Genomic DNA, 22,632 nt, shown 5'->3' on the forward strand with positions numbered 1-22,632 from the left:
TCACGTCACTCACTGTGCGTCACATTCCTGGTGTCAGCCAGGACCCGACCAGCACCCAGCAAGATCACCTCTTACACAAGGAAGTGAACACCCTCATACGCGGCCACTCGTGCGCGATCCAGCGGGCGATCTCCGACTCGTCCCGCTCGACCGCCCGCCGCTCGGGCCGTTGCAAACTCCACCCCAGCCGGCCGGTCAGCAGGCGCCACACCGACGCCCGCGACAGCGACACCCCCGTCACTCGCTCGATCACCACGCCGACCCGTTCCAAGGTCCACAGGTCGGCCTCGAACCCATGCGCCTGGGCACCCCGCTCCAACGCGGTCCGGACCGGCTCGACCTGCGCATCATCCAGCTTGGGCGGACGACCGGTGGCCGCACGCCGACGCAGAGCCGAAGCACCACCTTCCTCCCACACACGCCGCCACCGCCGCACGCTCTCGGCACACACCCCCACCGCCCGCGCGATCTCCACGTTCGACACACCCTCCACGAACAACTCGACCGCACGCACACGACGCGCCTCTGCCAACTGCGGCCGCGACAAAGGCGGAACGGGAGACTCGGCCACAGAGGACGAAGGTCGATAAGCCATCCCGACAGACTCCCACCCACCAGGCCACCACATCCACCGAACTTACGAAAAGATCAGTAGAAGTCATCTCATTTGGTGAGTCTGCGGTGGCACATGAGGGCGCAGGCGATGCTGGTGAAGGAAGGACGTGTTCGGCTTTGCGCTCGTAGCGACGGTGTAGTCGGCGGCATCCGGCGAGCCAGGACTTCGTGCGTTCGACGGTCCAGCGGTGGCGGCCCAGGCGGGTGGAGGATTCGATGCCCTTGCGGGCGATGCGGTGGATGATGCCGCGTCCGCGTCGCCAGCGCCTCAGGTGGTGGCCGTCGTATCCCTTGTCGGCGTGGAGGTTTCCCGGTCTGCGCCGCCGGGGCCCGCGTCGGGAGCGGATCGGTATGCCCTTCTCCAGCGGGATCAGGGCCTGGCTGTCGTGCAGGTTCGCCCCCGTGTTCAGTGTGCGGATAGAAAGCAAGAACGCAATTGGAGGCGGCTGTTGAGTATCGAATCCCTGGAGGCCGCGCTGCCGGGGTTGGTTGCGCAGCGGCTCGAGGTTCCACGGCGCATCGACTGGCAGGTGCTCTTCGACGGGTTGCGGACTGGGCTGCCGGACGACTACATCGCTTTGGCGGAGTCCTACCCTCGGTTGAAGATCGGGCAGTTCCTCTCTGTGACGTCGCCGGCCCCAGGAGGCGAAGCGGGATTCGTCGAGGGGGCGAAAGAGGATCTCGTCGCTGCCGAGGATATGGCACAGAAGGAAATGCTCGGTGGCTACCGTGCGTTTTCGGAATCCGGAGGTTTGCTGCCGTGGGGCAGCTCGATAGACGGGGACGAGTTCTACTGGCGTACGGAAGGGCAGCCCAACGAATGGACAGTCGTTGTGGCTGGGCGGAACGACGACTGGTTCCACTACGAGGGCAGCCTCTCGAGCTATCTCGCCTGGTTGTGCTCCGGGACGGCCGAACCGCATGGGCTCCCTCCGAACTTTCCGGGGCCCGAACCCGGGGTTTCCGTCGGATAAGAGTCCTCGAAATGCTCATGGACCCTTGAGCGCAAGAGTTGCCCCATAGCGGATGATTGCGTCGGGGCCTGCTTCCGTCAGGAAGCTGGCCCCGACTGCGTCAGGCTGGTCCGCTCCGCCTCCGGTGGCCCGTGTCCAGGCCGCGTACTCCGTTCTGCCGCCGGACTCCTGCTCACGGGTGACGATGTGCTCACCGCGGGGGCGAAGACAGTGGTCACGACTGGATTCCTCACCACAGGCACGACGATGGGCGCTGAAGCCGGTCTCGCATGTGGTCCGCTGACGGATATCTGTGTCCCCGCCGGCGCCACGAGCGGCGCTTGGATCGGTCATGAGCTCGGTGGCATGCTCGACGAGAAGTTCGAGAAATGGGGAGTGTGGGACTGGATTCACAATCTGGCCAATCGGGACTGATCAGACGTCCAACTACCCCAAGTGTCCGCAGCCCGGCGCTAACCATGATCTCGGTCAGGGGCTGACCGCAGTGTGCCGACGAACAACTGGCCCAGATCAAGGGGATCGTGGAAGCTGACGATCCGGAACGTACCTTCGGCGGGGGCTGCTGGTTCGAGGAGAGGCTGCGTCAGGTTGCCCAACTCCCGGCCTCCTACCAGGATAACGAGTACGACGAGTGGCCCCGGGCCTGCTTCTGGTCAGCCATGACGTCGACAGCATGAGCGAGTGGAGAGTCCACAACGGCGGCCTGGTGATCGGCCTCCCCGATGGGGATTGCCACTACCTCGACGCATAGCTGAATCACGAAGTCGCGCCGGAGTGCTGGGCAGGCGGGGCCGCACCCCGTGCCGGGCCGCACGCCCGCGGCCCTCGTCCCGTCGGCTACCCCTCCAGCCGTGTGCTGGGCATGTTCCGCCGATCCTTGCGATGAGGATCGGTAAGCACGCCCACCTCCCCGTAGTCGGCGTAGGCGCTGGCGTTGGAACGGAGTGGAACTCGCCTTGCTACCGTGAGGAAAGAGCCGTCACCCGCCGCGCTTCAGACGTACGACCACGGGGGCGTCGAAGGGGTTTCCGCTCTGGTTGACCTCGACCTGACCGGCGCCCAGCCACTCGTCGGTGCCTGGTATCCGGTGGATCTCCGTCAACCACAGCGACTGGTGCGAACCCTTGCCCGCACCGGTCGACAGGGGCAGGCGGTGGCGTTTGATCTTGAGGCACCGGCCGTCGTCGGTCAGGTACCAGTTGCCGTTGAGGAACAGGCCCTTGTCGTCCTGGCCCACCGGGGTGCGTAGAGCGCAGCCGCCGTGGGCAGGCTCCTGATCCACCCACTTCGAGCCGTTCCAGCGCAGCCGGATGGGTTCGTCCACGGGTTCGGGGTCGACCTCGCCGTGGTTGAAGCTGTTGACGCCGTAGGCGCGCACCTCACCGCTGTCGAGGACGAAGACCTGGCCCAGTCCAGCGCTCGGCTCCGGCGGTACAGGGTCCTCGAACCGCACCTGTGGGGTGTTGACCGGCTTCCAAGAAGTGCCGTCCCAGTGCATCGAGGCGGGCTGGCCGTACCGTTCGCCGTAGTTCAGCCGGGTTCCCGGCCCGGTGGATCGGCCGCCGACCGCCCAGACGTCGTCCGGCCCGGCCACCGCGAGGTCGGACGCGTGGTATGGCAGCCGGGTCGTCGTCCAGCGGGATCCGTCCCCATGCAGCGCGGTCTGCTCGTCGACGAGGGCCCAGATGTTGTCCGGGTCCGCTGCGTCAAGAGGCCCTGGCTTGCCCGGCGGAGGGTTCGGCACCGCGGACCAGCGGGTGCCGTCCCACTGTGCCCAGCGGTTCACACCGGTGCCGATTCGGTCGGTGCGCGGGCGCATCCACAGGACGTCCTCGCCGACCTCGTCGATCATGGGTGCGTAGTCGGTGGGGCCGAGAGCATCGGGAAGGGGCTCGCGTTTCCACCGCTTCCCGTCGTAGTGCAGCAGTTGCGGGTCGGCCGCGTTGTTCCTCTCGAAACCCACGGCCCAGATGTCGTCCTCGGCCAGGGCGGCGACATCGGTGAGGTCACCGTCGAAGTCCGCGATGTGCGCGAACTCCCAAGTGAGATCGCCCTGATGGGCCCCCGACGGGAGGCGGGTGCCGCCCATGCCGGTGCTCCGAGAACCGTCCGGCTCGGAGCCCGTGCCGCACCCGGCCGCCGAGAAAGCGGTGGCCAGCACCACGACGGCCACCACAGCCCTGCGCCGGCATTCCTCAAATCCACGCACGCCCGTCCCCTGTCCCTCCCCGACGAGCCGGAAGCCTACCCTCCGTCGACCTCCGTAAGAGAGCGGCCAAGAACCCGAACCTCGGCACAACATGCCACCGAGCAGCGCGGGATGGTCCGGAGCGTGTCGGGCTTCAGGGCCAGCGAGGTGTTCGACCATGAGGCTGTCGTTCTGGCGGGCGCGCTCGTCGAAGACCGCGACGCCGCAGGAATCCTCAACCTGCACGCCGCCAAACCCTCACCCCGACCCACTAGTTGGTCATGGACGGATATCAGCCCCAAGACTCCGACAAGAAGCCGCACCGACCTCCTCGACGCCCACCACGGCACCGGCCATCCGCAGTCAGAGTCAGAAGCCGCGCGGTACCTCCTCATGGAGAAACGCGGCAAGGGGCGCCCAGCCACCCTCGGGTGTAAGGGCGAGTTGAGCGAGCTCCGCACCGAACGCCGTAATCACCGCGTCATGCGTGATCTGTCCGACGCCCCCGGGTATTCGCTGCCCACGCAGACCAGCACAGAGCGTGCCGACCAGGTTGGCAACCTGGTCGTACTGCCCGTTCTCCCACAGCCACGCCACTGCCGCGCACACGGCGGCGCCGGGACGGAGTCCGTCCGCTCTGCTCTCGATCTCGGCCGCCTCGTGACGGCCGAGCGCGTACAAAGCCGTGGCCAGGATGTCGGCGGGCACTGCGACATGCGTGTACCGGCCTGCAGGCGTGTAGGACATCCGGTGGCACTCCCTTTGTCGGCGGTCAGATGCATGCTGCTCTCACTGAGATCAGTTGGAGCAGGCTAGCGGGGAGTCGGCCAAGCCGTGGCCAAAAGATGATCTCCGCGTAGTTTCGGTCTTCGAGGCACAGGCCGCAGCGACTGCACGCTGCAAACCCCGTCGGTCACTCAACGCGGCCGCTTCACCGAAGTTGGGCCAGAGCCCGAGAAGAAACAGCAGCTGTTACCGCTTTGGGAGGCGGTTCCGGGAACCGCCGCGTTCGATTCACAGGCCTGGCAGCGCGGATCGTTGGCAACGTCCGGTACTCAGTGACGGTACGCGGTTGTCGCGCTCTCGATGAAGGATCGGATCACGGGGTTCGTGTCACCCTCGTTCCACACCGCCACCACTCGGCTCGGCGGCATGTCGATCAGCGGCACCACGGTCAGCTCTGCGGGCAGGTCGTGTCCGAGCGGGGCCAGGCCGACCGTGCCGTTCCACAGCACGGCCTGCAGGCATTCCTGAACGGCGCGCACCACTGGGCCCTCGCGCGGCCTCCCACCGTTCCAGTACGACTGCCAGATGGGGTCGGTGCCCTGCGGGAACTGGAACCAGCGGCGGTCGCTCAGCTCGGCCAGCCGCAGCTCGTCGCGGCGCGCCAGCGGATCGTCGGCGCGCAGGACCACGCCGACCGGGTCGGTCCGCAGCACACGCACCGTCAGGGCAGTCTCGTCGAACGGCGCCCTGGTCAGGGCGACGTCGACCAGTCCGGCACGCAGCCCGCACGTCGGATCGGTCAGATCGGTGTCGCGGATGCGGATGTCGACGCCGGGGTGGTTTCGGCGGTAGGCGGCGGCCAGCCTGGCCACTCCCCGGTCGGTACCGTCACCCAGGATGCCGACGGTGAGAGTCGCGACGCCGGCCGCCGCGCTCACACGCACGCGGACGCGGTCGGCATGGTCGAGGAGGGCCCGCGCCTCGTCGAGCAACACCGAGCCCACCGGAGTGAGCGTGACGCCAGTGGGCGAGCGAGCGAGGAGCAGGGCCCCGACGTCGGCCTCCAGCTGCTTGATCGCCCGGCTCAGCGGCGGCTGACTCATATGCAGTCGCGTGGCGGCCCGGCCGAAGTGGAGTTCCTCGGCGACCGTCACGAAGTAGCGCAAGGTCCGTAGCTCCACGCTGCAACGATACCCATGAGGTATCGGCGCTGCGAGACAGGTCTTGGACAGTCCCGGGGACCTGGCGGTGAACTCGTGAGCATGACCGAAGAAGCGAAGACCAGCGAGTCGCAGGCCGACCCCGCCGTAGTGGTGGTGGGTCCCGGCGACGGCGAGATGATCGTTCTCGGTGCCACACGCATGCGGGTTCTGGAGGACGGCAGCCACACCGGGCACCGCCTCGCGATCGCCGAGTCCGTCCTCGCCCCGCACACCCAGGGACCGCCGCAGCATCGCCACGGCCGACACGACGAGGGCTTCTACGTCGTCTCCGGCACCGTGCGGTTCACCGTCGGGGAAGAGGAGTACGACGCCGGCACGGGCACGCTGGTCATGGTTCCGCCTGGTGCCCCGCACACCTTCGCCAACTTGACCGATCAACCCGCCGTCATGCTCAGCACCTTCACCCCTGACCTGTACGTGCAGTACTTCCGGGACCTCCAGGAAGTACTCGCCGGCGGCCGGCCGCTGACGCCGCAGGCCAACATCGCCGCGATGAGCCGCTACGCGACCGAGCCCGCCACCGACCCCGCCTGAAGCCGACGGCACGCCACGGCACGGCGGCTCTTCCGCCCACCCACCAGGGCTCATCTGCCAATCGACTATCAGACGCCATCGACACGGGTCCCCGCGAACCGGTGGCCCATGAACGGGAACGATGAACATCGCCTACTGGATCGTCGCCGGGCTGCTCGCCCTCTTCTACCTCTACGCAGGCACGCTGAAGGTGATCCGCAGCCGCGATCAACTCCGACCGATGATGGCCTGGGTCGACCACATACCCCTGCCTGCCGTCAGGGCGCTGGGGACGGTCGAGATACTCGGTGCGACCGGCCTGATCCTGCCGCCGCTGACCGGCATCGCTCCCCTGCTGGCGCCCGCCGCAGCCGTCGGCTTCGTGCTTCTGCAGGCCGGCGCTATCACCGTCCATCTGATCGGCAAAGACCGCCGGATCGCACTCAACGCCGGGCTCACCGTTGCCGCGGCCGTGAACATATGGCTGGCCACCCGGCTGTGATCCAGCCCAGTTCTCGACCGGTGGAGCGACTACAGGGCGGGGCGTGGATGGTGAGCGGCGCGCTTGCCCTTCCCCTCCACCGCCGGCCTTCGACGGTTCGCAGGACCGCGGCACTCCCCCGCCCGCCCAACAACCCACCGGAAACTGGCAGTGAGCACCACCTGGCTGAAAGCCTGTCGGTCGGCGACATCGGCGTCTGCCCGCGCACTTCGTCTCCGCCGGCGGTCAGGAAGGAGTGGCACCATGGCGCCCATGTTGAACTACAACCTCGCCGTCCCCGATGTAGATGACGCTGGTGTCCTGTCCGCGCTGGTGGCTGAGGGCGACGAACTCGACGCCCTGGTCAGGGCCGTGGACGATTGGTCCGTACCGACACCGGCACCGGGCTGGACGATCGCCCACCAGATAGCCCACCTCGCGTGGTCGGACGCGAACGCACTCAGCGCCTTACGCACGCCGGACGCGTTCGGCGCCGAGCTCAAGCGGGCCGAAGCCGAAGGCGGCGGCTACGCAGACAAGGCCGCCGCCGCGGGAGCGGCCACACCGCGGTCGGTACTCCTGGACGAGTGGCGGACCGGTCGAGCGGAACTGGCGGCAGCACTGCGCGAGACGCCATGGGACCACGCATTCCCCTGGTACATGTCGAAGGTGACCCCGGCCCTGATGACGCCTCTTCGCCTGATGGAAACCTGGGCACACGGGCAGGACGTCTTCGATGCTGTGGGCGTGGCGCACCGCCCGACAGATCGACTGCAGCACGTGGCGTCGCTGGGAGTGTTGGGACGGGCGCTGTCCTTCGCCGCCGTCGGTCTGCCTGAGCCGGCGGACCCCTTCCGCGTCGAGCTGACAGCACCTGACGGAGGGACCTGGGTATGGGGCCCCGAGGATGCCGCGCACCGGATACAGGGCGGTGCCAACGACTTCTGTCTGTGCGTCACCCGGCGTCGCCCCTGGTCCGAGACCGACATGACGGCGACCGGCGAGGATGCGCAGAAGTGGCTGGAGTTGGCGCGCGTCTTCCTCTGAAAGCGTGTCGGAGTGCCCGGCCATCCGGGACGCGTGGCGGATGCGATTCGCCCTCCGGGCATGGCGACGGCCCCGGCATGATCACGTGGTGTGTGCCAGTGCGGCAACTCCGAGGCGGTCAGCGGCCCATACCCGTCGTAATCAACCGGCCACCCGTCTGGCTCTGACAGGCAGCACCGCCTGACGAAGGAAACCACGAGGGCCCCGGCCACACTTGCGGTCCGGGGCCCTAGGCCTGTTGCGAAAGCCGTAGGCGCCGGGACTCGACCACCCAGGCCAGGCTTTCTTGGAGGAGCTGACGAGCCAGGGTCGGTCTGCTGGCACTCCCAGCTCGCGGGCGACCGGGGTGTTCGAGAGCCGCCGTCGCAAAATTCCCGCGTTCTGCCGGAACTGCGGAGATAGCCTCGGCGCTGTCATCGTCCGAAGGGGAGGGGTAGGGGTATGCAAGGGCAGGACTGGATCGAACGTGCGGGAGAGCTGTTCGAAGCGGCGATGTTCGGCGGGGACACGTCTGCGCTGGACCGGTCCGATGAGGTGCTGGACTCGGTCGAGGCGCCGCTTGCCATGGCGCGGGGCAAGGTGCTGCACGTCCGCTTCTTGAACGACCGCGTGGAGAACCCCGAGGAACTGGTGCTGTTCGAGCGCGCGGCCGAGTTGTACGAGCGTCTGGGGGATGCGTCGGGTGAGGCGGACGCGTTGTTCTGGGTCGGCTGCTGGCACCAGGTGGTCAAGGGCGACGGCGTCGCCGGCAGGCCGTACTTCGAGCGGTCGTACGCGCTGGCGAAATCCGTCGACGACCGAATGACGATGTCCTATGCGATTCGGCATCTCGGCTTCGCAGACAAGGATGCAGGCCGCTTCGAGCAGGCCCGCGAGCAGTTGACCGAATCGGTGGCGCTGCGCCGTGAGATCGGCTTCAGGCCCGGGGAAGCAGCCGGCCTGGTGGCACTGGCCTACCTCGCGGCCGAAACCGGCGACCCAGCGGCGGCGTTCCAACACCTTGACGAGGCGCAGTCGGTCGCCGAGAGCTGCGGTGCCAAGGCCGTGTCGGGGTGGATCGAGCAAGCCCGCACGCACATCCGTTCCTAGGTTCTGACTGGGAAGTGCTGGTCACAGCCATTCTTTGAGGACTGTGACCAGCACGGTCGCCTCGTAGCGGACGGCGTGCTTGTCGTACCTCGTGGCCACGGCCCGGTGGCGCTTGCAGCGATTGATCCCGCACTCGACGGCATGCCGCTCGCGGTGGTCAGTCTTGTCGAACTCCGGCGGCCGGCCGCCTCGGGAGCCGAGTTTCGAACAGACCCCAGCCCTGCCTTGGTTCCTGCGGAGATGGGAACCGCCTTCCTCACTGCCCCCTCCCGAGCCGCCCTGAGTACCTGCGGTCGCACCCCTGCGCCCGACGGGGAAGGGCTGGAGTGCCGCCGAGGCGACCTGCATGGTGTGGCGCCCGTTCCAGCGGTGACCGGATCGGTCCGCTCTCGGACCCGATGAGGCCTGTTGCCGCTGCGGCTGTGCCGGTCAGGCTTGAGGGCATGAGCCGAGCACTGATCGTCATCGATGTCCAGGACTCCTTCCGTGCCCGCCCGCTGTGGGAGACCATCTCCAACCCGAAGATCGCCGACCAGGTGAACCGACTGGTCCGGCTCGCTCGCGAGGCCGGGGACCTGATCGTGTGGGTGCTGCATTCCGAGCCCGGCAGCGGCGACGTCTTCGACCCTGCCCTGGGCCACGTCCGGCTGATGGAAGAGCTGGAGCGCCGGGACACGGAACCGTTGATCCACAAGACCTCGCACAACGCCTTCACCACCACCAACCTGCAGCAACTTCTCACCGCGCGTGGCATCCGCGAGCTCACCGTCTGCGGGATCCGCACCGAACAGTGTGTGGAGACCACGACCCGCGTGGCAAGCGATCTCGGCTACCAGGTCACCTTCGTCATCGATGCCACCGCGACCAATCCCCTTGCGCACCCTGATGCCGCCGCCGATCAGAGCGTCGCCGAACTGCTGTCGGACCCCCGCACCCTCAGCGCCGAGGAGATCATCAGGCGCACCGAGTACGCCCTTGCCGGTCGCTTTGCCACCATCGCCACCGTCGGGCAGCTGGAGGCGGCGAGCGAGCTTCGGGCATGATGACCGGATCGTGAGCCACATTGCCTTTCTTCTGGTGCCCGGAGTCCACCTGCTGGACCTGGCAGGCCCCGCGCAGGCCTTCTCCACGGCCGCCGACTTCGGGCACCCCCACACCATCAGCTACGTCGCCGAGCAGCCGCTGATCCCCACGGCTCAGGGCCTGCCTCTGGTGGCCCGGGTCGACTGGCCCGACCTCGGCCCTGAGGACCTGATCGTGGTGCCGGGCTGGCGGGCGCTCGCCCTGGCCGACAGTCCTGTCATCGGGGCGGCCGCCCTGCAGTTGCTCCGGGACCACCATGCGCGGGGCGGGACCGTTGCCAGCGTCTGCGCGGGAGCCGAAGCGCTCGGCCGCGCCGGCCTGCTCGACGGCCGACGCTGCACCACCCACCACGACGTGCAGGACGAACTCGCCCGCCGCTACCCCAGGGCGATGGTCATCCGCGATGTCCTGTACACCGCTGACGACCGGGTGGTCACCTCGGCCGGCATCGCCAGCGGCATCGACCTGGCGCTCCACCTGATCGCCACCTGGCACGGTCCCGCGGTCGCCGCCAAGGTGGCCCGGGACATGGTCGTCTACGCGCGGCGCAACGGCCACGAACCGCAGGCCAGCGCCATGCTGCGGTACCGGTCCCACCTCGACGACACGGTGCACCGCGTCCAGGACCTTCTCGACGCCCACTTCGACCAGCCGTTGCGGCTGCCTGCTCTGGCGGTGGCCGTCGGCGTGAGCGAACGGACCCTCACCCGGCTCTTCACCCGTGCCACCGGCGGCCTCACTCCCCTGCGCTATCAGCAGGCCCTCCGTCTCGAGCGTGCCGAGCACCTCATCAGTCACGGCGCGACGGTGACCGCTGCCGCCCGTGCGGTCGGCTTCGAGGACCCGCGCATGCTGCGCCGACTGCGAGCCGCGAGAGCCAACCTGTAGTCGCATCTCCAGCGGAGAAGGGGCCCAGTCGTGCTGGTCACCGCCCTGGTGTCGTGCGCCGTGCGCCGCCTTCTTTTCGCGGCCGTGCAACCGTCGTCCCGCCACCGTCGGAAATGGATGCAACAGCTGGCCGGCCCGTCGCCGCCGTCGACCGTGGGGATATTCGTGCGGTGGGCGCCTGCCTCCACGATGCCGAGGTGGCAAGATGTCCAGTCCGTGTTCGCGGCCCTCCGAGTCCGTCTGGGACTACCCGCGCCCGCCCGCGATCCAGGAGGACGACCGACGTGTCACCGTCGAGTGCTGGGGCGAGAGGGTGGCTGACACCGGTCGAGCGGTGCGGGTGCTGGAGACCAGCCATCCGCCCGTCTTCTACATACCCGCCGCTGATGTGCGTACGGATCTGCTGAAGGCTGCTTCCGGCCGGACCCTGTGCGAATGGAAGGGCACGGCCGTGTACTGGGATCTCGTTCTGGAGGGCCAGGTCCGTGCTCGGGCGGTGTGGAGTTACCCGCAGCCCCGTGCCCCGTACGGCGTCCTCAGGGGGCGTTTCGCGTTCTATCCGAGCCGCGTCGACTCGTGCACGGTCGCAGGGGAAGCGGTGCGGGCTCAGGAAGGCGACTTCTACGGTGGCTGGATCACGGGTGAGGTGCAGGGGCCCTTCAAGGGAGGGGCAGGAACTCGCTTCTGGTGAGGACCAGCCGTCCCTGTGCCGCGGGAAGCACTCCGTCCTCCCGTCTGTCATCTGCCACCTTTCGATCGTTTGCCGACAGCGGGCCTGCCGGTGACGAGGTCCTCGGCGTTCTCCGTTCGACCGGGACTTGCAATCGGTACCCAGGTACAGGTTTACCGTCGGAGGCGTTCCCCTCCTGGGGACATGACGACGGGAGTGAGCACGATGAGCGATCTGCCGTGGGTGCCGCAGTCCTGCACGCTGCCCACCGAGGAACGGCCCCTGAGGGTCGCGGAGTGGGACGAACTGTTCGTCGAGCGGCTGACCTCGCTGTCGCGGCCCGGACCGCTACGGCTGCACCTGGACCTGGCGGGCGGACCCGGCATCGAGGAGCGGGTGCGGGGTCTGGCGCAGCGGGAGGGCGGCTGCTGCTCCTTCTTCGCCTTCACCGTCACCTCGGGAGACAACCTGGTCGGCCTGGACATCGCGGTGGACCAGGAGTACGTCGCGGTCCTTCAGGCCCTGGCTGTGCGAACCGCCGCCGGAGAGCAGCGGTGAGCGCGGGGCTGCGCAGCGGGCAGGTCGCCGAGGCGGCCGGGGTGAACATCCAGACCCTGCGCTACTACGAGCGGCGCGGCCTGCTGGCCGAGCCGGAACGCAGCACCGGGGGCCACCGCCTCTACGGCGAGGAGGCGGTGACGGCGCTGCGGGTGATCAAGGCGGCGCAGCGGCTCGGGTTCACGCTGGAGGAGGTCTCCGAGCTGCTGGAGGCGGGCCGTCACCGGCACGGCCGTCCCGTCGCGGGGCTCCAGGAGCGTGCGCAGGCGAAGATCGCCGAGGTCGACGCGAAGATCGCCGACCTCACCACCATCCGCGCCGCCCTGGCTGCGGCCGTCGAAGCAGGCTGCGACGACCTGACTGTCTGCGCCGGCAGTGCCTGCTGTCCCATCCCCTTCACCGACCTCGCCGAGGAGAACCGTCATGCCGGACCCTGCTGCTGACCTTCGCCCGCACCGGGCGCCGAAAGCCCTGGGCGGCTTGGCCGCTCTGGCCTGCGTTGCGTGCTGCGCGTTGCCGGTCCTGATCGCGGCGGGCATCGTCGGGGCGGGCGCGGGGGCGGTGGTGGGCTGGCTGCCCGGCGTCGCCGTCGTCCTCGCCGTGCTCGCGGCGGGGACTTGGTGGCTCGGCCGGCGCCGCAGTTCCTGTTCCTGCGGCCCGAAGCGCTCAGGTGAGGACAGGTGCGGCTGCACGGCACCCGGGAACCGTTGAAGATCACGGACGCAGGATGCCGTACTCGATGTCTACATCGATTACCAGTTCGAATATGTCCAGGTCCGCCGGTGGCCTGGCCGTGACTGCTGGTCCGCCGGACCATAGCCGGTGGATGCCTTGCAGATCGATGCGAGTCAGGGCCGCCACAAGCCGTCCTTGACTTCGAAGGCGCTCTGCCCGATCGAGAGAGTCACCGGGGAAGACACCCCCGCCGCGCTGATCGTGCACCCCGGCCAAGCGGCCACGGCGTCGCTCACGGACGGCGCCTTCGAGCTCCTCACCGACGGAGGCGCGGTCAGCGCCGGCCGGCTCACCCTCGCAACCGGCGCCGACGGGGCACCCCGCACCACCACAAGCTGTCCCACGAAGCCTTCTACGTCCCGGACGGGACGATGGTCTTCCGCCTCGGCGACACGCTCACCACCGTGAAGAAGGGCGGACTTGTCGTCATACCAGCGGGCCTCAGCACCGGCATCGAACGCTTCGAGTATGTCGAGCAACTGGCAGCCATCAGCCTCGGCGACGCGGAGTTCACCTCGCTCCTCCCCGTGCAGGACCGCTACGACGTCCACCTCGAGGACATCCCCGACTGGCGATCCGCCCCACGGCGATAGCGAAGACCCCCGCAAACCGCCGTCGGACCTCGGTTCCACTGACACGAGCCCGACGCGTCGCGGCCTGCGCCGTCATGTCACCCGAACGGCCTACGAACCGTCGGTCGGACGTGCGGTATTCCCCCGTTCGGCCCACTCTGGATTGAAGAGCCTGCCGTCACCTGCCCGTGATCATCAAGCTTCGGGAGGCGTCATGGTCGTCATAGCCCTGCTCCTACCGGTAGCAGTCCTGCTCATGCTGTTCGGCCTGGAAGCCTTCGAAGACCACCTGTTCCCCGCGTCCTCACCGTCTGCCCCAGAAGTGGCCCATGAAGGGACCATCGCAGACGTGCCCAGGCAGGAAAGGTAAGGCGCGGCCTGGGAGCCTCTGGGCGAGCCCGCGGCAGAACCCAGTGATGGTGCCGTCGGCATCGGGATACTCCTGGGCGACGAGCTTGATGACGTCGGTGACAGATCGCGCGCCACGACCGCTCTGCCCCCCCTTCCCGTCAGCGGGTGGTGTAGCCACCGTTGAGGAAGAGGGGCTGGCCGTTCGCCCACCAGCCATCGGTCAGCAGGTGCCTGACCACGGCACGATGTCCTCGATCTTGGTGAGGTCGCCGTTCATCGCGGACGAAGATCATCACAGTCGTCACCTCCCTGCTCGCCGCGTACACCGGCTTGTATTCCACCTACGCGGGCCTGCTGCGCGAGCAAGGCCGGTCCGGCCCGCCTGGAGTGGCCGAATGGCCACTGTCGGCAGACCTCAGGGGTTCAGGACAGGAGCCGTGCTGTCCGCGCCCCGATCTCACGTCGGCCCCGCTACCCGCGGGACAGCGAGCCCCGACGGCTCACCGCCGAACAAGCCCTCCATTGCCATGAGTTGGCTTGAGCCGGCACAAAGAGTGGGGAGTTCCCTGGGACTTGCGGCGTGCGTCGATGAGCCACAGGGCCCCGGTCGACCGCCGCACGCCGCCCGCTAGCATTCCGTCGTATGACGAGACGGGGGTGGCGGCGGGGTGCCGTGGCAGCGGTGGCGGTGCTGGCGGCGATCTGCGCCTCCGGTCCGGAACGCCCGGAGAACATCGACTCTGCATCGGACCTGGTCCCCCTCCCGGCCGACCCATACGACTTCACGCCGCAGGACTACCAGCGATCGCAGCGGGCGTCGGCGTTGCTGACCCGGCGGTGCATGGCGGAACGCGGCCATCAGGACTTCCCACTCGACCCCCGCTACCCCAACGACCCCGTCGTCGCCACCGCGGTCAGCACCGACTACGGCGCCCTGGATCTCGCCGCCGCTCGCCGCTGGGGCTACGGCTGGGACCCGGCGAAGCCCCTGGTCCCCCGGCCGAAAGGCCGCCGGATGACCAACGCTGAGTATGCGGACCTTCCCGCCTGCAACGCCGAGGCGAGCCGGCGGCTGATGCGTGGGGTCGACGTCAAGCGGGACTGGCTCTACGCCAGCACACGGGCGATCGAGGTCGACAAGGCGGTGAAGCGCGACCCGCGCCTCCGCGCGGCCTGGGACGAATGGTCCCGCTGTGTGGCAGAACAAGGATTCACCCGCTATCGCGACCCCATCGCGGCGTACACGGACGGCGCCTGGCAGCGGGGCAGCGACGGCAACACCCGACACACTCAGCAGGAGCGGGCCACCGCCGTCGCGGACGTCACGTGCAAGCGCCGCCACCACACAGCGGAGCTCTGGCACTCCGTACGGGCGCAGAAGCAGGCTGCGGACATCACGCGGCACCGCCACCGTTACGCCGCCGGGCTGCAGGCGCTGCGGACGTACCGGGCCAACACCGCCGAGGCACTGCGGAATCTCGGATGACGTAGGCGCCGCTGCCCCTTCGGTGACGCGGCAGTTGGTTGTCGGCGGGTGGGTGGCCGGTGCTGGCGTTCGGACGGTCAGACGCCCGTCCTCAGCGCGTCGATCCATAGCCGCTTGCGGGGTCATAGACGCCGGCGAGCGATGAGGATGGCGGCGATACAGGTCCGGGTGGGGAAGTGCTCGGGCTTTCGCTCGTATTGGCCGTGCAGGCGCCGGCAACGTGTCAGCGGGGACATGGGGGGGGTGGGAAGTGATCGTCATTGCAGTACCGTGTGCCGCTCGACGCCCGAGGGGGGATTGTGGGAACGAAAGCGAGCACTGCTGCGCTGTGTCTGTTCGTAGGTGCAATCGCGGTCGGCTGTAAGGACACCGGCAGGACCGCGCACACACGCACCGCCGAGACACGCACCGCCGACCAGTTGCTCAACGAGACCGACCGCACCATGAAGGCGCTCACATCGGTAACCTTCACCACGGACGTCTCCTCCACTGACGGCAGCAGACGCTATTCGAGCCGCGTGACGACCGATCTTGCGCACAGGTGCAGAATGAAGGCGGCCTGGTCCCAGGGCGCCACGATGGAGCAGATCCGGATCGGTGAGACGGACTACATCCACCCCAACGACGCCTACCTCGAGTTGTGGGGGCGGACGACGGTCCCCGCGATGCGGCACAAGCCCTGGCTGAAGAGCCCCGCGAGCGCGGCAAAGGGAGCGGACAACCTCGTCGACTGCGCGTGGCCGTTCTCGTCGTTCGCCGAGGGCAAGGCCACGACGGGCGACGTGACCGAACTCGACGGCAAGCCCGTTATTTCTGTGAACGTGACTGAGGAGGTGGCCGAAGGTGGCGTCTACACCTTCTACATAGCCGCCGAGGGCAAACCGTACCTGCTGCGGATCGGCTACCGAGATTCTCACCATCGCACTGTCAGGAGGTTCAGCGGTTTCAACGACCGCTTGGACATCCAGCCCCCGGCGGCGGCCGACGTCCTGGACCTGAGCAGCCTGCCGTCGAATGCGTCCTAAGAGGACGGGCAATTTGTCATTTCCGCTGGTCGTTCCGGGGCGCAGGCTCCCGCGCACGGTCACGTCACCGACCAAGGTATGACCGCCGAAGACCCGCTGCCCATCAGGCGTGCCACCCTCCGGCTTCAGCGCGTTCACTGGTGAGGTCGCCGTAGGCCGACAGGATGTCGGCCAGGTCGCCGGGTTTGTGGCGCAGGGCGGTGTCCAGTAAGGCGAGCGTGGTTGCGGCGACGACGTGTGGGCTCTCGGTGCGGCCGAGGGAGCCGACTATCGAGGGCACAGGCGGCAGGTACAGGGGGGCGTCCATGAAGGTGAGGTGGGCGGCGCCGGGGATGGTGAGCCGGTAGCTCGTGGTGGTGTTGCGCTTGAGGGCCTTGGTGAGGCGGGGTATGTAGTGCGGGTCGGTTCCGGGGGTGATGGCCTGGGTGAGCGCCAGCGTTGGCTGGTGGAGGGAGGGGGCGGTGGGGCCGTGGGGGTAGCCGTCGAGATCGATGACGGCGTCGAACCGGTGGTCCTGCCGGGCTGCCTGAAGGGCGGCGGCACCACCCATGGAGTGGCCGGTGACCGCGACGCGGCTGGTGTCCAGGCGTCCGGTCAGCGAACCGGCAGTCTCGCCTCGGCCCGGACGGTCCAGCCGGGTGAGGACGAATCTGAGGTCGGCGGCCCGTACTGCCGTCCAGCCAACCGCCAGCTTGTCATCTTGGTCCCGGTCGCCAGTGGAGGCGGTCTTGGCGTGAAGCGTTCGACCGTTGGTGAGGACGACTGCTGCGGAGTCGTACGGGTGGTCGAGCGCGGCGACCACATAGCCGTGACTGGCCAGTTCTTCCGCCCAGGCGGTGTTCTGGGTGCGTACTCCACCCGATCCGGGAGAGAACAGCACGACCGGGAACCGTCCGCCTCTGTCGGCCACCGGGGCGTTGAAGACCGAATGCGTGTGGGCATGTGGGACGCCGTCGACCAGGAAGCCAGGCAGGCCGACCTCGCGGGCGAGGGCGTCGGAAACGGTGCGCGCCTCGTCCTCCGTGCGCCCGAGGTACTGGGCCCGTGGCGTGCCGACGGGGCTCTTCTGCGCGGGGTACCAGAGCTGGACCACGACCGTGCGCCGGTCGTGCGGATCGGCGGTGAAGGTCTCGGGGCGGCGTGGGTCGGTCCACTGCACCACGCGAGTGCCTACCGCGAAACGGCCCGACGGCTCGGGGAACACCGGTACAGGAAAGGCCCAGGCGGCCACCGGGCCCGTGGCAATCAGGCCGACGCAGGCCACCGACCCGGGCAATGCCAGCCACCATCGGGCCCGCCACGCCGGCCGGCCGGTACGGCGTCTCAGCAGGGGTGAGAGAGCGAACGGCAACGCAATGGCAGGTGCTGTCAGTACCGGCAGCATCTGCCAGCGGATCTCCACCGCACCCAGCGCGACCGCAGACGGCACGAGAACCGCTCCCGCCGCAATCGTGACGCGTTTACGGGCGGAGGGGGGAAGCCAGCGCGCCACGACCAGCGCGACGGCACCTACCAGGGCAAGGAGTTCCAGGGGGGACATGTGCAGCCCCGTGATGATCTCGGTCACCCGGCCATCCTCAGGGCGGGGCACGCGACGCCACATCGATCCCGGGTCGCCGTCACATGCAACCGGAGTCGCAATCGAGCGCGCCGGCTGAACGGCCGCTTTGCGACCGTGGTAGGTCGCGGGACTCCTCCTGCGGTCGTACGTCGGCGCGGTGCCATCAGACGGTGGACTCATGTGTTTCGTGGGGCCCGCGGCCTACCGTGACAGGGCCGCCGGACACGCCGAGGAGCTCGGGGCGTGCGTTCCCAGCACCCGGCCCGGCTCCGGCTGTAGTTGGTGGCCCCGGCCGGGGCCACCATGATGCTGAATAAACAGGGACGTGTGATGCCCGAGGCGGGCGCAGAGCGGGGCAATGCCCACCCGGTGGACCACCGGGCCCGCGGGCGGCGGACGGGGACAGCCGTACGGCCGAGGGGGTACGCCGACCTGGCCTCCGTGCGAGCAGCGCGACTGGTGAGAGCCGCCCGGCGCCGGGGCCTCCTGGTGCCGCCCATGGTGTGGGACTCGCTGTGGTCGGCGCTGCTCCTGCTCAACATCATGACCACGCGAGCGCCGCAGGAGCTGCCGGTGACCATGACCCTCACCGCCGCCCTTGCGCTGCCCCTGCTGTGGCGGCGCCGGGCCCCGCTCACGGTGTTCGGCGCCGTGGCAGTCGTGGCCTTCGTCCAGTGGCTGATGGACGTCCAACTGCCGGCGGACATCGCCATGCTGGTGGCCCTCTACACGGCCGCGGCGAACTCGGGCCGGCGCGGCACGCTTGTCACCGGTGCCGTCGTGGAGGGCGGGGCGCTGCTGGCCTGCCTGCGCTGGGCGGCGGAAGGCGCATTCCTGACCCTCTTCGTCGCGGTGACCGCGATGGTCGTCACTGCCGCCGTCCTGGGCGTAAATGTGCGGACCACGCGCGCCTACCTCGCGGCCCTGGAGGAACGGGCCGCCCGCCTGGAGCAACAACAGGACCAGCAGGCGCGCCTGGCCGTCGCCGAGGAGAGGACACGTATCACCCGGGAGATGCACGACATCGTCACCCACAACCTGTCCGTCATGGTTGCGCTCACCGACGCCGCCGTCTACGCGCAGCACCGGTCGCCCGACAAGGCCACCACCGCGATGCTCCAGATCTCCGAGACGGGGCGTCAGGCCCTGACCGACATGCGGCGGTCGTTGGGCATCCTGCGGACCGACGAACCGGACGCGGAACGCCACCCGCTGCCCGGCATCGCACAACTGGACAACCTTGCCGACCAGATGTGCGCCGCCGGGCTGCCGACCCGCATGGAGGTCCAGGGCGGCCACACCCACATACCAGCCACCGCACAACTCACCGTCTACCGCCTGGTACAGGAAGCCTTGACCAACAGCCTCAAACACACACCCACCGGCACACACGCCAAGGTCCGGATACAGTGCTCAACCGAGGCCGTCACCGTGGACGTCACCGACAGCGGCCCCTGCCCGCCACTTCCTCGCGCCACACCATCCGGTCATGGCATCCCCGGCATGCGCGAGCGCTCGGCCGCCTACGGGGGGAAGCTGCAGGCCGCACCGCTTCCGGGCGGCGGCTGGGGAGTGCATACACGCCTCTTCCTCGGCAGCGGCGGAGCGGCGTCCGCATGACGATCCGCATCCTGATCGCCGACGACGAAGCGCTACTCCGTATGGCCTTCAGCACAGTCCTGGAGGCCCAGCCCGACATGGCACCGGTCGGCGAAGCCGCGGACGGCACCCAGGCCATCCGCCTCGCCCGGGAGCTGCGCCCCGATGTCGTCCTCATGGACGTCCGCATGCCCGGGACCGACGGGATCGAGGCGACCCGGCAGGTCACCCGGATCTCCCCGCAGAGCAGGGTGCTGATCCTCACCACCTTCGACCTGGATGAATACGCGTTCGCCGGACTCAACGCCGGAGCCTCGGGCTTCCTGCTGAAGAACACCAGGCCCGAGGAGTTGCTGACCGCGATACGCAGCGTGGCCGCGGGTGACGCGGTGGTCTCCCCGAGGATCACCCGCCGCCTGCTGGAGAACTTCCGCCCGCACATCCCCGACGGCAGCAGCGCCATCCGCGACGAGCGACTGAACCGGCTCAGCGCCCGCGAACGCGAGGTGCTCATCCAGGTGGGCAGCGGCCTGTCCAACACCGAGATCGCGGCCACCTTGTACCTCGCGGAGGCGACCGTGAAGTCCCATCTGGGGCGAATCCTGTAAAAGCTCGAACTCCGCGACCGGATACAGGCAGTGATCTTCGCCTACGAACACCGCCTCATCCATCCGGCTGACTCCCTTTGACGTAGTCGACGAGAAGCGTGGTGCCGCAGCAAAAGTTCGACGACTGCCTCTCCGTGGTCGTGGTGCCCTAATGAGTGCCTGAGGCCCGCTCCGGCTGGTGCCTGCCGCTCCCTGACAGGAGGATGGCCGTCACGTAACTCTGTTCCCTCGACGGTCAGTTCAGTGGATTGCTCGCTGTCAGGGCCCGGCGCGTAATCGAGCCACGGCGTGCTCAGGCTGCGGCGGCGAGGGTGTCGTCGAGCCAGTCGTAGATGCGGGCGATGGACAGGCGCATGGCTCCGGGGTGGCAGTGGGCGCCGGCGCCTTCCTCCGCGGTGAACGCCATGAGGGTCTTGGGGCAGGTCAGGTGGTCGTAGAGCTGCTCGGGCTGGCCCTTGAAGAACATGTCCTCTTCGGCGTCGCAGACAAGGGTGGGGCACTGGATCTGTTCGGCTATGCCGCCTTGGAGGGTGTAGTCGAGGTAGGAGGCGTTGAAGGCGCGGGGGGTGTCGACGCCCATGACGTACATGCCGTGGTTGATCGCCCAGCGGGCGATCGGGTCCCTGGTCATGATCTGCTCGAGGGCGGCGTCGAGTTCCGGGGCGGCCTGCGCGCGCAGGAGCCGTTCGGCCTCCTCGCGGGTGCCGGGGATGTTGCGGACAGAGGTCTGGCCGAGGTCGTAGAGACCGTCGACGGCGATCAGCGCGGCCAGGCGGTGTTCGAACGCGGCGGCCCGGGGGGCGAGGATGCCGCCCATGCTGAGACCGAGGAGCGCGACACGGCTGTTGTCGACCTCGGGGAGAGTCTCGGCGAAGTCCACGACGGGGGTGATGACGTTCTCCCAGTCCGGGCGGAAGACGAGGCCCTGGTGGTGGCGCGGGCCGGGCATGCCGGGACCGTCGAAGGTCAGCACGTTGTAGCCGCGCTCGATGCCCGCCATCGCGCCGAAGAAGTGCAACTCCTCCGCGGTGCCGTCGAAACCGTTGTGCATGATCAGCGTCGGCCGGGGTGTCCCCGAGTCGTCGACCCGGTAGAGGTAGCCGGGCAGAGTGGTGTCCTCATAGGGGATCTCGACCGGCTCGATGACCGGCGTGAACAGCGCCGCCGCCGCTCTGAAGCAGGCCACGGAGCGGTCGTAGGCGTGGTCGTGACGCGGGTCGCTGGGGTGACCGTGCAGGAAGAACTCCGCCGACCGGTAGTAGTTCGACGCCCGCAGGAACCCGTCCCTGGCACTCACTCGGTGACCGGCCGCCAGCGCCTTCTCAGCCTCCCCGGACACACGGTCCGCGGTCGCCAGCCACTCGACGTACCAGCTGTCGTAGTCGCCCTCGGTGATGCGTTCGCCGGTGGAGACGACCTCGCCGAAGTCCGCGCCGCCGTAAGCGATGTGGCTCATCGACCGCAGGGTCTCGTACCAGAACTGGATGTTGTTGGGGAACAGCAGCTGCTTCATCGCACACCCTCCTTGGTAAGCACAGATTTGTGCTTACCAAGGACTGTAGACCCTCCGAGGCCTCAAAAGCAAATATCTGTGCTTACGATGGAGGCGTGACTCAGAAGCAAGCGTCCACACGCACCCGCAAGAGCCCCGAACAGGTCCGTGCGGCCGTCCATCAAGCGGCCATCGACCTGCTCTGCGACCCAGAGGGCGAAGACCTCAACATCCCCGCGATCGCGCAGCGCGCCGGCGTCAACCACACCAGCGTCTACCGCCGCTGGGGCAGCCTCGACTCACTTCTGGCCGACATGGTCACCACCCGCCTCGAACGCGACTCACCTCTGAACGACACCGGCACCCTGCGCGGCGACCTCCTCGCCTGGGCGGAAGCCAGCGTCGCGAGCATCCGCACACCCGAAGGACGCGCGCTCGTGCGCGCTGTCGTCCTGTCCATGCCGAACAGCGCCCAGGCCCAGACCGGACGAGCACAGCAGTTCCAGCGCCGGATGCACTCCATCGAGCAGATCCGCGAGCGGGCGACGGCCCGGGGTGAGAACCCACCACCCCTGGAGCAGATCCTCGACCAGCTCATCGCGCCGTTCTACATCCGGGCGATCTTCGGCATCGACCCGCCGGCCGACGGCTACCCCGAACTCCTCGTCGACAGACTGCTCGGCGACGGAAGCGACCGGGGCACGGCCTGAGCGGCTCCCGGAACTCGCCGACAGCCGCCCGGCGATCCGAGCTGTTTGCGCCCAGCTGCGTCCGCCCCAACCGGGTCGACGACGGCCCCCTCGCTTCACGGGACGAAGTCCGCGCTCACTTGCACGAGACGGTCCGGCCGGACTCCGTCACCGGATCGCTGATCGTCATGGGCGCCATCACCCGCGACGAATCGGCCACAGTCTTCGTCGGCTGCGACCACCTCGACACCGGTCTCCTGTCAGCCACCATCCCCACCACCGACATTGCCGCCGCCTACCGGAACACCACAGCCAGCCGGCAGCCCGCCCCACTCCCGTCGGCAGCTACCAGCAGTACGCGTGCGCCGAACGCGCCCGCGACCAGGCTCCGCACGCCGGCCGTGAACGGCTCGCCCACTGGCGGAAGTTCACCGATCATCAGGATGGCTTCTTCCCCGG

23 protein-coding genes and 3 pseudogenes are annotated in these 22,632 nt (G+C 68.5%); 17 read left to right on the forward strand and 9 right to left on the reverse strand.

What is annotated here, in order from left to right:
• Positions 1-64: 64 nt before the first annotated feature.
• Together ACF08B_RS36035 and ACF08B_RS36040 are read right to left on the reverse strand one after the other, a co-directional pair.
• Positions 65-514, reverse strand: a complete 450-nt coding sequence (locus tag ACF08B_RS36035; protein WP_392321255.1) for a winged helix-turn-helix domain-containing protein — start codon at positions 512-514, stop codon at positions 65-67.
• 149 nt (positions 515-663) lie between these two features.
• Positions 664-1,019: pseudogene (locus tag ACF08B_RS36040) on the reverse strand (transposase); the annotation flags it as partial.
• A 45-nt stretch (positions 1,020-1,064) separates the two neighbouring features.
• On the opposite strand from ACF08B_RS36040, the gene ACF08B_RS36045 reads away from it, so the two are divergent.
• Together ACF08B_RS36045 and ACF08B_RS36050 are read left to right on the forward strand one after the other, a co-directional pair.
• Positions 1,065-1,589: an SMI1/KNR4 family protein gene (locus tag ACF08B_RS36045; protein WP_392321256.1), complete on the forward strand. Its 525-nt coding sequence runs from the start codon at positions 1,065-1,067 to the stop codon at positions 1,587-1,589.
• 186 nt (positions 1,590-1,775) lie between these two features.
• Complete coding sequence (locus ACF08B_RS36050) at positions 1,776-2,003, forward strand: hypothetical protein (protein WP_392321257.1); 228 nt, start codon at positions 1,776-1,778, stop codon at positions 2,001-2,003.
• A gap of 565 nt (positions 2,004-2,568) precedes the next feature.
• On the opposite strand, the gene ACF08B_RS36055 is transcribed toward ACF08B_RS36050, so the two are convergent.
• The 3 genes from ACF08B_RS36055 to ACF08B_RS36065 all read right to left on the reverse strand — a co-directional run bounded on the left by ACF08B_RS36055 (position 2,569) and on the right by ACF08B_RS36065 (position 5,684).
• Positions 2,569-3,798, reverse strand: a complete 1,230-nt coding sequence (locus ACF08B_RS36055) for a hypothetical protein (protein WP_392321258.1) — start codon at positions 3,796-3,798, stop codon at positions 2,569-2,571.
• Between the two features lie 348 nt (positions 3,799-4,146).
• Positions 4,147-4,524: a hypothetical protein gene (locus tag ACF08B_RS36060; protein WP_392321259.1), complete on the reverse strand. Its 378-nt coding sequence runs from the start codon at positions 4,522-4,524 to the stop codon at positions 4,147-4,149.
• 308 nt (positions 4,525-4,832) lie between these two features.
• The gene (locus ACF08B_RS36065; RefSeq protein WP_392321260.1) at positions 4,833-5,684 is read right to left on the reverse strand and encodes a LysR family transcriptional regulator; all 852 of its coding nucleotides are present in this window, start codon (positions 5,682-5,684) and stop codon (positions 4,833-4,835) included.
• A gap of 81 nt (positions 5,685-5,765) precedes the next feature.
• Between ACF08B_RS36065 and ACF08B_RS36070 the strand changes: the two genes are divergently transcribed.
• The 10 genes from ACF08B_RS36070 to ACF08B_RS36115 all read left to right on the forward strand — a co-directional run bounded on the left by ACF08B_RS36070 (position 5,766) and on the right by ACF08B_RS36115 (position 13,383).
• A complete protein-coding gene (locus ACF08B_RS36070) occupies positions 5,766-6,260 on the forward strand; it encodes a cupin domain-containing protein (protein WP_392321261.1) in 495 nt (164 codons plus the stop codon).
• 121 nt (positions 6,261-6,381) lie between these two features.
• Positions 6,382-6,741: a DoxX family protein gene (locus ACF08B_RS36075; RefSeq protein ID WP_392321262.1), complete on the forward strand. Its 360-nt coding sequence runs from the start codon at positions 6,382-6,384 to the stop codon at positions 6,739-6,741.
• Between the two features lie 252 nt (positions 6,742-6,993).
• Complete coding sequence (locus ACF08B_RS36080) at positions 6,994-7,767, forward strand: TIGR03084 family metal-binding protein (RefSeq protein ID WP_392321263.1); 774 nt, start codon at positions 6,994-6,996, stop codon at positions 7,765-7,767.
• Positions 7,768-8,208: 441 nt separating this feature from the next.
• Positions 8,209-8,856, forward strand: a complete 648-nt coding sequence (locus ACF08B_RS36085) for a tetratricopeptide repeat protein (RefSeq protein ID WP_392321264.1) — start codon at positions 8,209-8,211, stop codon at positions 8,854-8,856.
• Between the two features lie 443 nt (positions 8,857-9,299).
• Positions 9,300-9,899, forward strand: coding sequence for an isochorismatase family protein (locus tag ACF08B_RS36090; RefSeq protein ID WP_392321265.1), 600 nt, complete (start codon positions 9,300-9,302; stop codon positions 9,897-9,899).
• A 10-nt stretch (positions 9,900-9,909) separates the two neighbouring features.
• Positions 9,910-10,827 carry a GlxA family transcriptional regulator gene (locus ACF08B_RS36095; RefSeq protein WP_392321266.1) on the forward strand — a complete coding sequence of 306 codons (918 nt, stop codon included), beginning with the start codon at positions 9,910-9,912 and terminating at the stop codon, positions 10,825-10,827.
• A gap of 205 nt (positions 10,828-11,032) precedes the next feature.
• Entirely contained in the window at positions 11,033-11,518 is a 486-nt protein-coding gene (locus ACF08B_RS36100; protein WP_392321267.1) for a DUF427 domain-containing protein, read from the forward strand.
• A gap of 204 nt (positions 11,519-11,722) precedes the next feature.
• Positions 11,723-12,055: a hypothetical protein gene (locus ACF08B_RS36105; protein WP_392321268.1), complete on the forward strand. Its 333-nt coding sequence runs from the start codon at positions 11,723-11,725 to the stop codon at positions 12,053-12,055.
• On the forward strand, positions 12,052-12,498 hold the full coding sequence (locus ACF08B_RS36110; protein ID WP_392321269.1) for a MerR family transcriptional regulator: 447 nt from the start codon (positions 12,052-12,054) through the stop codon (positions 12,496-12,498). The genes ACF08B_RS36105 and ACF08B_RS36110 overlap by 4 nt, the downstream gene beginning before the upstream one ends.
• A gap of 663 nt (positions 12,499-13,161) precedes the next feature.
• Positions 13,162-13,383: a hypothetical protein gene (locus tag ACF08B_RS36115; protein ID WP_392321270.1), complete on the forward strand. Its 222-nt coding sequence runs from the start codon at positions 13,162-13,164 to the stop codon at positions 13,381-13,383.
• Between the two features lie 488 nt (positions 13,384-13,871).
• Here the strand turns inward: ACF08B_RS36115 and ACF08B_RS36120 are convergent, their stop codons facing one another.
• On the reverse strand, positions 13,872-14,054 hold the full coding sequence (locus tag ACF08B_RS36120) for a hypothetical protein (RefSeq protein ID WP_392321271.1): 183 nt from the start codon (positions 14,052-14,054) through the stop codon (positions 13,872-13,874).
• Between the two features lie 302 nt (positions 14,055-14,356).
• Here ACF08B_RS36120 and ACF08B_RS36125 point away from each other — a divergent pair, with 302 nt between their 5' ends.
• Entirely contained in the window at positions 14,357-15,199 is an 843-nt protein-coding gene (locus ACF08B_RS36125; protein WP_392321272.1) for a hypothetical protein, read from the forward strand.
• 122 nt (positions 15,200-15,321) lie between these two features.
• Here ACF08B_RS36125 and ACF08B_RS36130 read toward each other — a convergent pair.
• Positions 15,322-15,435 (reverse strand): annotated as a pseudogene (locus ACF08B_RS36130) (IS5/IS1182 family transposase); the annotation flags it as partial.
• A 36-nt stretch (positions 15,436-15,471) separates the two neighbouring features.
• On the opposite strand from ACF08B_RS36130, the gene ACF08B_RS36135 reads away from it, so the two are divergent.
• The gene (locus ACF08B_RS36135) at positions 15,472-16,224 is read left to right on the forward strand and encodes a hypothetical protein (protein ID WP_392321273.1); all 753 of its coding nucleotides are present in this window, start codon (positions 15,472-15,474) and stop codon (positions 16,222-16,224) included.
• A gap of 103 nt (positions 16,225-16,327) precedes the next feature.
• Here ACF08B_RS36135 and ACF08B_RS36140 read toward each other — a convergent pair whose 3' ends face one another.
• On the reverse strand, positions 16,328-17,827 hold the full coding sequence (locus ACF08B_RS36140) for an alpha/beta hydrolase family protein (protein ID WP_392321274.1): 1,500 nt from the start codon (positions 17,825-17,827) through the stop codon (positions 16,328-16,330).
• A 456-nt stretch (positions 17,828-18,283) separates the two neighbouring features.
• On the opposite strand from ACF08B_RS36140, the gene ACF08B_RS36145 reads away from it, so the two are divergent.
• Together ACF08B_RS36145 and ACF08B_RS36150 are read left to right on the forward strand one after the other, a co-directional pair.
• On the forward strand, positions 18,284-19,405 hold the full coding sequence (locus ACF08B_RS36145) for a sensor histidine kinase (RefSeq protein ID WP_392321357.1): 1,122 nt from the start codon (positions 18,284-18,286) through the stop codon (positions 19,403-19,405).
• A pseudogene (locus tag ACF08B_RS36150) lies at positions 19,402-20,073 on the forward strand (response regulator). Before ACF08B_RS36145 ends, ACF08B_RS36150 begins: the two are co-directional and overlap by 4 nt.
• A gap of 211 nt (positions 20,074-20,284) precedes the next feature.
• Here ACF08B_RS36150 and ACF08B_RS36155 read toward each other — a convergent pair.
• Positions 20,285-21,505 (reverse strand): alpha/beta hydrolase family protein, encoded by a 1,221-nt coding sequence (locus ACF08B_RS36155; RefSeq protein WP_392321275.1) that lies wholly within the window; start codon positions 21,503-21,505, stop codon positions 20,285-20,287.
• Positions 21,506-21,600: 95 nt separating this feature from the next.
• On the opposite strand from ACF08B_RS36155, the gene ACF08B_RS36160 reads away from it, so the two are divergent.
• On the forward strand, positions 21,601-22,194 hold the full coding sequence (locus ACF08B_RS36160) for a TetR/AcrR family transcriptional regulator C-terminal ligand-binding domain-containing protein (RefSeq protein ID WP_392321276.1): 594 nt from the start codon (positions 21,601-21,603) through the stop codon (positions 22,192-22,194).
• Positions 22,195-22,632 lie beyond the last annotated feature (438 nt).

Source organism: Streptomyces sp. NPDC015139 (genome assembly GCF_043079785.1).
GTDB classification, from domain to species: Bacteria; Actinomycetota; Actinomycetes; order Streptomycetales; family Streptomycetaceae; genus Streptomyces; species Streptomyces albidocamelliae.